Source organism: Mycolicibacter engbaekii, assembly GCF_002101585.1.
Classification (GTDB): Bacteria; Actinomycetota; Actinomycetes; order Mycobacteriales; family Mycobacteriaceae; genus Mycobacterium; species Mycobacterium engbaekii.
The window spans coordinates 1-8,500 of record NZ_LQOT01000079.1 but is presented as its reverse complement, the minus strand read 5'-3'; the positions used below and the strand labels follow the sequence as shown (position 1 = coordinate 8,500).

Here is an 8,500-nt window from a genome sequence, read left to right as displayed (position 1 = left end):
CGAAGGGGCAGCCTTCTACCGCGCTGGTCGGACAAATAGCGGACGGTGGAACTGCTCACCTTCGGGATGATCGAACCGTTCCCAGCCCAGCGAGGCCCAGAACCCATGCGCCTCCTCGCTGTACGCGAACAGGCGGCGCTCCGGATGCCGCATCTCAAGGGAGCGCACCACCGAGGTCCCGACGCCGCGACCTGCCGCCGCGGTGGCCACCTCGATGAACTGGATCTCCAGCCGCTCCGCCCCGGGCTTCGGAACATCCGAGTATTGAGGGTTGATGCCGCCGGGGTCATCAAGTTCGACGCGAGCTACTTCTACGCCGTCCTCCAGCACCTGTACGAACCATGGCTCGCCGACGTAGTAACCGCGGGGCTCATTCCACCAGCGCTCGTTCGCGTAGGCGACGGTCCAGTCGAACGGCGGCAACCATGAGTACCGGTCCGCTGAGCCTCTGCGGTGATCGATGAGTTCGATGGCCATGGCGGGGTCAGGCCTGCATCTCGAAGGGCACCGAGGAGTAGTACCGGTCGAACTCCTGGTAGTCCGCGATTCCGCTGAGGAGCCGGGCCACTGCGAGCTCGTACTGGTTGATGCGCAGACCTTGGTTATCGCGGCCCAGCGGCACGATCGCCCCGCCACCGTCGACGTAGACGTAGTTCACCCGGTCCACCAGCGAGCCGCGCCAGAAGATGTCGGCGATGCTGATCTCGCGGATGTTGGAGTCCGGGAAGTTCTCCGACCACGCAAAGGACAGATTGCGGTCGTGCTGGCTCTCCGGCATCCCGTAGGAGATCGTCAGGTCGATGTCCGGCCGGTACACGGCTACCTCGGTGTGGCTGTCGTGCTCGACGCCTGACGTGCCGTCGGCGGGGCTGCTCCACGAACCGAAGCGATCTCGGTACGTCGGCCCCCGCCGCCGTGATCCTCGACCAGTCGCGTGACGTGGAGCTGATGATGATCGTGCGAAGTTCGTCAAGTGTCATGGTTCCTCCCCGGGTGTAGCGGTGCGGCCGGCGTTCGTGCGGCGTGGCGACAGGGTAGGCGTCGCTGCCGACAGCCCTTACGGGTTCGGGGAGGGCCTGCTGGCGATACCCGTGCCGTTCATCCGGGACCACAACACCTGCTGGACGGTGAGTCCATCTGCGGGCGGGGGCTGCGGCGATACCAGGATTCCCCGCGGGCCGCGCTTCGCGATCAAATCCGCGGGCGGTGCCAGGTACTTCTCCCACAACGCGTCCCGCAACGTCTTCGCATGCTCGCGGAACTCCACCACGAGCGGCGAATCGTCGGCCGGCCCACCCGACGGTGACACGAAGACTCGGATTGAATCGAGCTCATCGGGGTCATCATCGAGGAAGTCCGCGCAGACAGTGACGGTCTCAAGGTCCCGGGACAGACGATGTGCAACGTGATCGTGGCGCCACCCCATGAGAGTTTCGTGGAACACGACGCCTCGCTCGCCTCTTGCGGCGCGCAGCAGATCGTCGTGGGCGAGCTTGCGTCGCTTCTCGCTGACCGCCATCCGCCCGTAGCTGACGATCGCAGACTCCCACAGCGCGCGGCGATGGAACACGTTGGCCGCGACATTGGGGACCTTCGACCTCGCGGCGAGGACCATGTCGACGTGGATCAGGTCCGCCCAAAGTGAGGCCCACTTCCCGATCCTGTTCGCGTCGGGCTCGGCAAGCTTCATCCTCCGGACTCGGTACGTCTCATTCGTCATGGGCGGATGACACCTCGTCAGGGGCATCTACGGGTTCGAGCATCACCACCGGGATCACAGCCAATTCGATCCGGCGCCCGTCGTCCTCGGCGGCGAAGACGTATTCGGCCCGCCGACTCGGGTCGGAGTCATCCGCGGTAAGTAGGTGACGCGGGTGCCCGCGAACCGCGGCTTGGAGGCGATCGATGATCTCGTTTGGTGTCGACCGCTTGATGAATACGATCAACGCCGCCTTGGTGTCACGCCACACCAGGTAGCTCAGCAGCTGGTCGAGTGCTGAGGTCGCTCTATTCGCACCGGCCCACACCTTGCATTCGGCGATGAAGACGTTGCGGCCGTTTTCTCGAATGAGGATGTCGGTCTTGCCCTCGCCGTTGAACAGCTCACCCCCTGCAGCCCCCTGCCAGTAGCCGTTCAGTGTTCCGAGCAGCAGATCCCGCAGCGCCTCCTCTCCGAGGGCGCGGATCGCGGGCGTACACGTGCGTTCCAGTGACCGTGCCCAGTTCTCGACGACGTCAAGGATGTCCTGATAGATCGCCTTGTCGAGCACGGGTTCGGGCGTGAACTCCGCCGAAGCTCGGCGCTGTTGTAGAGGCACCTGCCTGCGCAGGGCTGGGACAGGAGGCCGCGGTACGCCCGTGGGCGTGATCGGGATGTTCAGTGCGGAGCTGATCCGCCGGTTCTCGGTGATCCGTGCACGTCGCGCCTCTGCGGCCGCCTTGAGTTCACGCTCGACTTGCTCTCGGTGGATCGCCACGTCGCGGTTCGCCCACGTGATCCGTCTGTCGACGTCCTCGCGCACCTCCGCCATCTGTCGCTCCACGAACTCGGTGGAGAGCTCGGTCGCCTCAATTTCGAGCTGGACGCTGCCGTCCCTGATCGTCCCGCGGTCGGATCCCAGCGTGAACTGCGACGCCTGCCGCCGGAGTATCTCGGCGCTGCCCGTCAGCGGCCAGGAGATGGTCAAGCGGCTGCCCGGGATGCGATAGTCGCGACGTTCCCCGAACTCCATGGTTGAGCGTTCAATCGTCGTCTCCTGCACCGGTGTTCCGGCGACGGCGGTCCAATCGACCGAGACGGGTTCGGGCATATGCCGCCTGAGAAGGCCATGCACCAGCACGTCGATGTTCTCGCTCAGCAAGGTGTCGGGATCGAGATGTTCAAGTTCGTCGAATGCGGTCCGAGCGCTCTGTCCGAGTAGCTCGGCCAACTGCGGCCCACGCATGAAACCGTTCATCGGTTGCTCCCTCACCTCCTCGCGGCGAGCCGAGTTTATTCTTCGGAGCCGACAACTCACGGTGTTGACGTGGGCGGGTCGGTTGCCCATAGGCCTCCGGCCGACGCGACCCCGCTCACGCACGGGGCCGTCGATGACACCGTGATGAGATGAACCTGTGAGTCGCAACAAACCACCTCGGGACACCGCCCCGAAGATGGAGCCCCTGTCGTCAGACGCCACGCACGAGGTGGCCTTCTTCAAGCGATACCGCGACGACGACGCGGCGCAGACCTCACCCGGTTTGAATGCGCTACTGGGGTTCCCGATGAACGTTCGGGCACGTCTCCTCGCGACCCTCGCCGCCGTGGCGAAGGCGCCGCCGAAACGGTTCGCCGGCGGCGGGCAGTGGGAGGCGATGCACGGCGACATGACCGGCTACTTCGAGGCGCGCGTCACCTCGAAGACCGCAAATGGGAAGTGGCACTTCCGGTTGTTCTGCCTTCTCGACTACGACGAGACAGGGAAGACCTCGCCGCTTCTCACTGTGATCGACGGCGCTGCAAAGCCGTACCAGACGACCCTGCCCGACTCGCGCTACGCAGAGGTCCGCGAACTGGGCAACGAGTACCTCGCGCGCAATCCCAGGTCGCTCGCCACCGAGGAAGATGTCCGGTCCGCGATGTGAGCGTTCTAGGCGCAGGCCCGCATGGGTGCGGTGATCCGGGTGCGCTCGTCCTCCGACATCGGTGTGAGCGTCACCTTCATGCCCAGCGCCGCTGCGACCTCGGCGATGGTGCTGAGCGTCGGGTTCACCGACTCGGACGACAGGAGTCGCCGCACTGTGCTGGGGTCGGAGCCGATCGCGCGGGCCAGTGCCGCCTTACTCAGCTTCTCCGTGCCCCGCGCCTCGTCGAGCGCGTTGATAATAGAATCGATCGCCTCGATCCGTGCCGACTCCGCGGCGTACGCGCGAGCGAACTCGGGGTCGCGACCCTCAAGTTCAAGCAGCGTGTTGAACACGTCATTCATGGCGATCACCCCTTTCGGATGTGTGGCAGGACGTAGATACCGTAACATAAATGCCACGGTCGAGGTAGGGGCTCACGAGTCGTCGCGCACCCTCGTGCGGCAGACCCACCTGGCGACTGCAGGCCGTAGGTGATGGGACCAGCTTGGGACCGCACGTTACGCGCGATGGTGAACGACCTGCGCATCTGCAAACGTTGCAGGCTCCGATCGAGGCCGCCGCAGATTCTGTGACCTGGGACAACGCGCTACCGCCACTTCCTGGGGGTCAAGTGGTCGCAGGTTCAAATCCTGTCAGCCCGACAGAGTTTTAGCAGGTCAGACGTGTTAGCCGGCGTCGACGGCCAGGCGGGTTACGGCAACTGATACGGCAAACCAGCGTCGGAGTACGCAGGTAGCTTGTGGCCATGGGCCAGCGGCACAATGGTGAGGGCACGGTCTATAAACGCCCTGATGGCACCTGGGCAGCGCAGCTGAGCTACGTGGACCCGATCACCGGACAACGCCAAACGCCGGAGCTTCTATGGGCGTACCAAGGCGGTGGTCATGAGCAAGCTCAAGGAGGCCCGTCGTACCGCTGTCGTTCACCGCGGCAGTCCTCAGCGCTGTCCCGGTCCTCCTACTGCACGACAGGTCGTGCTCACCCCGGAGTACTACTGGCCGCCTGTGGTGAGGCCTGGCATGCCATCCCGCCCTGCTTTCCGAGCTTATACCGGTGGTAACGGAGGAAACGGCCGTCCGAGGTGGTAATGGTGCCACCGGTGCTGATGGCGACGCGCCCGCGCCTGGATGCTCCGGCACCCGTGGTAGTTCCGGCGGCAATGGCGATTCAGGGGGTTCAGGCAGGCTCAAGTCTCCGGCAAGGGAGGCGCGGGAGGTAACGGCGGTATTGGCCGCGAAGCCAATGGCAGCGGGCTCGGCAACCAATGGTGTATTAGGCGATCCAGGTCGCCCCGCGAAATGGACGCGTCACTAGAGGTTAGCCCTAGCTCCCGGGGCGGGCCATGAAATCTGGACTACCTTGACCCGTTCACTGCCGAGGTTGTCGGGCCCGGCCAATGTAGATGTCGCTCGGCGTAGTTGGTCGCTCGGCTGCGTCATCCGGTCGGGGAGAGCTTGCGGCTCGGAAGCATTACCTCCTGGAAGGATTGGGAAAAAACAGGACAGCGGTACCTTAGTTCTGAAAAATAGGCGGAAACATGGTCGGCAGCCTGAAGAGGGGTAAGTGGACAATGCGCACATGGCGTAGTCGGCCGCGCAATTGGCAGATTGCGGTCCTGGGATGCGGCGCCTTCATAATTTTGACGGGTTGTGCCGCCCCCTTCGGCAGCTGGGTCGGTTCGTCGGAGTCATACCGGTGGGGCGAGCATGTGGTGGATACGGCGGAGACGCTGGTGGCGCGGGCAGGTGTTGACTATCGCAAAGCCTGCGAAGCAGCGATCGGATCAGGCGAGATGTTTGCAGACAGCCCGGTTCTTAACCCGACCCCGCCGCCGAAGAACTTTGACAGGACTGATGCCATAAAGGGTTGCCTCGACCAGCTTCACAAGCGGCGGGGGGGGCTGACGCGATGGTGACTAACTACCGTCGAACTTGCGCCTCGTGCACGCACGGATGGACCTCGCGTGGCCGATTGCGAACTGCCCCCGGCGGCTTGGACGGCCTTCGCCATGTTATGAAATTAGGCGCGCTGATGGTCCGCGTGATGGTGCCTTTAGTGGCCACGCTTTGGTGCTTCGCCTTAGGCCTCGCGACTTCCGCGCTGGCGGACCCGGACGACTGGGTGGACAGCGTGTGTAAACCACTCCCCTTGTTGCCTGGCCCACCGGCATTGCAGAATGCAACTCGGTCAGCGATGTGCTCATCGTGGGATTCCCTAGTCTTAACGATAGGTCAGTATGCCCGGCCTTCTGACCTTGATAGAGACATAAGAATATATCGGGAGGGGACGCCAGTCGCCGTGAAGAAAGACTCTGACGGTTCGACCTGGATATTCATTGCGAAAAAGCTGAACACGCTGCGTCCATTGGAGGCCCATGGCTTTAAGATCATATCTCTATAGTCGGACCCATCAGTGCTCGGAGTGCGGTCCGGCCGACCGCGGTATGCATGCGGTCAGGCGTTCGGTGTCGGCCATTGAGTGGTCTGGTCCTCGGGTGACGTAACACGCGACCGGTCAGATCGCTGATCCTCTGATGGGTGCGGAATTCGGCGGTACATGAATGTGAGGACACGCGATAGAGAAAGGTCTTTTAGTGACAACTGCTAAGCCAGGTTGGTATGACAACCCCAACGGCCCCGGGAAACGGTGGTGGGACGGCCAGGATTGGACTGCTGAGACACGCGAGTCGCAATTGTCGCAGCGTTGGGCTAACAGACCTCGAATGATCGAGGGCCTGCCCCTGAAAGCCAGACCATCGACTGGACCATTCGATGGCACGCCCTCCTGGCTGGCTTCGATTCGCGATACGGGCGAGGGACGGATTGAACGCGGTGGCTCACGGTGGGTAGCCGGGTGGGCAATCGTAGCCACTGGTGCAACGCTGATGCTGTCTTCGTTTCTTGAGTGGGGTTCCACCAGGAGCTACGGTTACGCCATTTCGATAAACGGTCACGGTCATGCCACCGTAAAACCACCGCCAGGAGCGGGTTTGAGCGGAGCCTTCGCGGCTGCTCGCGTCAAGGACGACGTAGAAGCTACAGCCAACAATCCCGGAGCTTGGGCCGTCATTGTCGGGTTGATCGCGATCGTCGTCGGTGCGGCCTACCTTTGGACCGAATGGCGAAGTATTGCAGCGTTGGCGGCTGCAGTATTAGGCGGTCTCGACCTTCTTCTCTGCCTCGTAAATGTGATGAATGTGAGCGCTTTGTTCGGCGACTCGAACGCAGGTAGTTACTCCGTGGGTTTTGGCTTGCTGCTCGCCTGCGCGACGACTCTCACCCTCGTTGGCGTAGGCATCACCGGCTTTGTGCTGGAGCGGTCTGCCATAAGTTCGCGCTCTCAAAAGTCCGAGCAATGATCAGTTGCTCGGTATTGTCTCCACTACCTTTGGCTTGCGTCGATCAACATAAGTCAGTCATTTAACGGCGGCCCAACTGGTGGTGATTGTCGGCGGAATCGATGATCGCGTGGGTCGTCTTGTGGTGCGAGCTGGTTCAGCGGCGGTGCCGGTGAGGATTGCCCTACTGCACGCGCCGCAAAGTCCTGCTCCACCTGATCGAGACTTGGTGCGCGTCAGACTCAGAATGGCCTTCTGGGAGGGTCTCAAGTGCTGAGCCGGCCGGGTCGCTGGGGCCTAAGCGAATAAGTCCTGACTGATTGCGGTCACCAATTACGCGTACGCGTCTAACGTCGGGATTTGCTCGGGGCACAGATACCGAATCGCGGCGACCTCAACAACTGCAGCAGCATGGTCATTGAGCCGTCCCGGTAAGTCCGGAGACTCCCGATCTTGGGAGGATTCGAGTTATGGGACGTGCAAGCAGGTATCCCGCTGAGCTTCGAGAGCGCGCGGTGCGGATGGTGGCCGAGGTCCGCCCGCAGTACCCCTCGGAGTGGGCGGCAATCACCGCGGTGGCCGGCATGTTGGGAATCGGTACTGCGGAGACGCTGCGGACCTGGGTTCGTGGCTCGCAGGTCGATTCCGGTCAGCGACCCGGTGTGACCTCGGCGATGGCCCAGGAGAACAAGGCGTTGCGCCGCGAGATCGCTGAACTGCGCCGCGCCAATGAGATCTTGAAAGCAGCGGCGATTTTCTTCGGGGCCGAGCTCGACCGGCCCGGGAAACGGTGATTCGGTTTATCGCCGAGCACAAGGACTACCAGGTGCCCGGCTCTGATGGTGGGGCCGGGCTTCGCTGGGGTGTCGAGCCCATGTGTGCGGTGCTGTCGGCCAACGGGGTGTCGATCAGCCCGTCGACCTACTACGAGTGGATCAACAAGACCCCGACGCGCCGCCAGGTGCGCGAGGCCGAGCTAGTCGAGATCATCAGCACTCAGCGCAACGACGCCAAGACCGGCAAGTTCGTGCAGACCCTGGGCTCACGCAAGATGTGGATCCGGCTGCGCGGCCAGGGCCACGATGTGGCCCGTTGCACGGTGGAGCGGATCATGCGCGCCCAGGGCTGGGAGGGGGCCCGCTATGGGTCCAAACACAAGACCACGATCAGTGACGACAGCCATGCCCGTTACCCGGATCTGGTCGATCGCCATTTCTGCGCTCCGACGCCAAATCGATTGTGGGTAGCCGACTTTACGTATGTGGCGACCTGGAGCGGTTTTGTCTACGTGGCCTTCGTGATCGATGCGTTCAGCCGTCGCATTCTCGGCTGGAGGGCAGCGAGGTCGATGACCACGCCGCTGGTTCTTGACGCCCTCGAGCACGCATTCTTCACTCGGGCTCAAGAGGGGCACTACGATCTGCGTGGCCTGATTGCGCACAACGACGCCGGCGCCCAGGGCGGATTCAACTGGTCGTCGCAACGCCTTGACTGTGGAGGTGTTCAACAGTGGCGACGAAGGATTGGGCTGCGAAG

Annotated in this window: 7 protein-coding genes and 2 pseudogenes; 4 read left to right on the top strand and 5 right to left on the bottom strand. The window is 63.0% G+C overall.

Annotated elements, in window-relative coordinates; genetic code table 11:
• Window positions 1-15: 15 nt before the first annotated feature.
• The 4 genes from AWC02_RS20835 to AWC02_RS20820 form a co-directional block, all read right to left on the bottom strand.
• On the bottom strand, window positions 16-477 hold the full coding sequence (locus AWC02_RS20835) for a GNAT family N-acetyltransferase (protein WP_085130838.1): 462 nt from the start codon (window positions 475-477) through the stop codon (window positions 16-18).
• 7 nt (window positions 478-484) lie between these two features.
• Entirely contained in the window at window positions 485-817 is a 333-nt protein-coding gene (locus AWC02_RS20830; RefSeq protein ID WP_237160569.1) for a hypothetical protein, read from the bottom strand.
• Window positions 818-1,057: 240 nt separating this feature from the next.
• Entirely contained in the window at window positions 1,058-1,690 is a 633-nt protein-coding gene (locus AWC02_RS22220) for a hypothetical protein (protein ID WP_207568100.1), read from the bottom strand.
• A 19-nt stretch (window positions 1,691-1,709) separates the two neighbouring features.
• The gene (locus AWC02_RS20820; protein ID WP_085130836.1) at window positions 1,710-2,957 is read right to left on the bottom strand and encodes a hypothetical protein; all 1,248 of its coding nucleotides are present in this window, start codon (window positions 2,955-2,957) and stop codon (window positions 1,710-1,712) included.
• 157 nt (window positions 2,958-3,114) lie between these two features.
• On the opposite strand from AWC02_RS20820, the gene AWC02_RS20815 reads away from it, so the two are divergent.
• Complete coding sequence (locus tag AWC02_RS20815) at window positions 3,115-3,624, top strand: hypothetical protein (protein ID WP_237160568.1); 510 nt, start codon at window positions 3,115-3,117, stop codon at window positions 3,622-3,624.
• 5 nt (window positions 3,625-3,629) lie between these two features.
• Here the strand turns inward: AWC02_RS20815 and AWC02_RS20810 are convergent, their stop codons facing one another.
• On the bottom strand, window positions 3,630-3,968 hold the full coding sequence (locus AWC02_RS20810; protein WP_237160567.1) for a helix-turn-helix domain-containing protein: 339 nt from the start codon (window positions 3,966-3,968) through the stop codon (window positions 3,630-3,632).
• Window positions 3,969-6,220: 2,252 nt separating this feature from the next.
• Between AWC02_RS20810 and AWC02_RS23060 the strand changes: the two are divergent.
• From AWC02_RS23060 to AWC02_RS22745, 3 genes and pseudogenes are all read left to right on the top strand, one after another.
• Window positions 6,221-6,313: pseudogene (locus AWC02_RS23060) on the top strand (DUF2510 domain-containing protein); the annotation flags it as partial.
• A gap of 303 nt (window positions 6,314-6,616) precedes the next feature.
• On the top strand, window positions 6,617-6,985 hold the full coding sequence (locus tag AWC02_RS22750) for a hypothetical protein (RefSeq protein ID WP_237160566.1): 369 nt from the start codon (window positions 6,617-6,619) through the stop codon (window positions 6,983-6,985).
• A 449-nt stretch (window positions 6,986-7,434) separates the two neighbouring features.
• A pseudogene (locus AWC02_RS22745) lies at window positions 7,435-8,423 on the top strand (IS3 family transposase); the annotation flags it as partial.
• Window positions 8,424-8,500: the final 77 nt, after the last annotated feature.

Excerpts from the sequence above, each read along its gene's own strand:
- AWC02_RS20820 (WP_085130836.1), bottom strand. The coding sequence starts at position 2,957 with ATGAACGGTTTCATGCGTGGGCCGCAGTTGGCCGAGCTACTCGGACAG.
- AWC02_RS22220 (WP_207568100.1), bottom strand. The coding sequence starts at position 1,690 with ATGAAGCTTGCCGAGCCCGACGCGAACAGGATCGGGAAGTGGGCCTCA.
- AWC02_RS20810 (WP_237160567.1), bottom strand. The coding sequence starts at position 3,968 with ATGAATGACGTGTTCAACACGCTGCTTGAACTTGAGGGTCGCGACCCC.
- AWC02_RS20835 (WP_085130838.1), bottom strand. The coding sequence starts at position 477 with ATGGCCATCGAACTCATCGATCACCGCAGAGGCTCAGCGGACCGGTAC.